At 67.2% G+C, this 1,355-nt stretch carries 1 protein-coding gene and 1 pseudogene; both read right to left on the bottom strand.

What is annotated here, in order from left to right; genetic code table 11:
* Positions 1–20 precede the first annotated feature (20 nt).
* Positions 21–542, bottom strand: a pseudogene (locus EN939_RS34315) (ABC transporter permease subunit); the annotation flags it as partial.
* Positions 539–1,355: ATP-binding cassette domain-containing protein (locus tag EN939_RS34310; protein WP_127271837.1), on the bottom strand; the 817-nt coding region annotated here is incomplete at its 5' end. The pseudogene EN939_RS34315 and the gene EN939_RS34310, both read right to left, overlap by 4 nt.

The following is a 1,355-nucleotide window of genomic DNA, read 5'->3' as shown; positions in this document are numbered from 1 at the left end:
GGCTTCACGCCGCTCGTCTATGTCGCCAGGATCGGCGGCGTCTCCGACCAGCCACCCGGCCGCTTGAACAGGAAGATGGTGAAGTAGGACGTGAGCAGCACCGCCACGTAGTTCGACAGGATCGTCGAGACGACTTCGTTGGTGTTGTAGCGGGCGCGGAAGTAGGCGGGGATGGCGACCCAGGCCGCGCCTGCCACGACCGCCAGCGCCAGCGCGGCCAGCGTGTGAATGCCCGCGGGCAGGGGCATGGCAAAGCCGACCCACGCGGCGGCGAAGCCGCCGAGGAACAGCTGGCCCTCTATGCCGACGTTGAACATGCCGCCGCGCAGGCCGATGCAGGCGGCGACACCGCAGATCAGGATCGGCGTCGTCTGCAGCAAGGTCCCGGCGATCTTCTCCTGATCGCCGAAGGCGCCGCGCAACAGCGTCATGAACACACGCACCGGGCTTTCGCCGACCATGAGGATGATGATCGCGCCCATCAGCAGCGCCACGCCGATGGCGATCACCTGGCCGGAAACGGCACGCAAATGGTCTGTCATGATGCGGTCTCCGCGGCGAATTCCGGCACGGCCACGCCTGCCATCATCATGCCGATGCGCTCCTCGTCGGCCTCGTCGCCGGCGACCTCGCCCATGATCCGCCCGTTGAACATCACCAGGATGCGGTCGGCAAGGGCGGCCAGTTCGTCGAGCTGCACGGAAATCAGCAGGATTGCGCGGCCGGCGGCGCGCTGGCGCATGATCTCGTCATGAATGGCCTCCTGGGCGCCGATGTCGACGCCGCGCGTCGGCTGGTCGATCAGCAGGAAATCGGCGCCGTTGGTGAATTCGCGCGCCAGAACGACCTTCTGGATGTTTCCCCCCGAAAGCCGCTTGACCGCATCACCGGCTCCGCGCGCGCGAATATCGAAGCTCTTGATCAGCGTTTCGGCGTTTTGATTTATGGCATTCCAGTTGAGCATGCCGGCGCGGCTCCATGGGGCGCGGTGCTGGCGGCCCATCAGGGTGTTGGCTGCTATCGAAGCGTTGCGATCGACCCCGCGCACCATGCGGTCGCCTGGAACATGGGCGAGGCCTGCCTGGCGGAGCGCGGCGGGGGAGAGCGCGGTGAGATTCCGGCCCTTCAGCCACGCCCCGCCATGGCTTGCCGGTCGCAAGCCCGAAAGCACTTCCGCCAGCTCCGTCTGTCCATTGCCGGCCACACCCGCGATCCCCACCACCTCGCCGGAGCGGACGGTGAAGCTGGCATCGCGAAGAGCCGGCAGCAGGCGATCGTCGCGCGCCCACAGATCCTTGACTTCGAGCACCACGTCGCCGTGCAGCGAAGCGCGCGGCCGGCGGTCGAAGCTCACC

It is taken from the genome of Mesorhizobium sp. M7A.F.Ca.CA.002.05.1.1 (assembly GCF_003998335.1).
GTDB lineage: Bacteria > Pseudomonadota > Alphaproteobacteria > Rhizobiales > Rhizobiaceae > Mesorhizobium.
The sequence above is the reverse complement of the archived record's forward strand: the minus strand, read 5'-3'. Positions and strand labels throughout refer to the sequence as shown.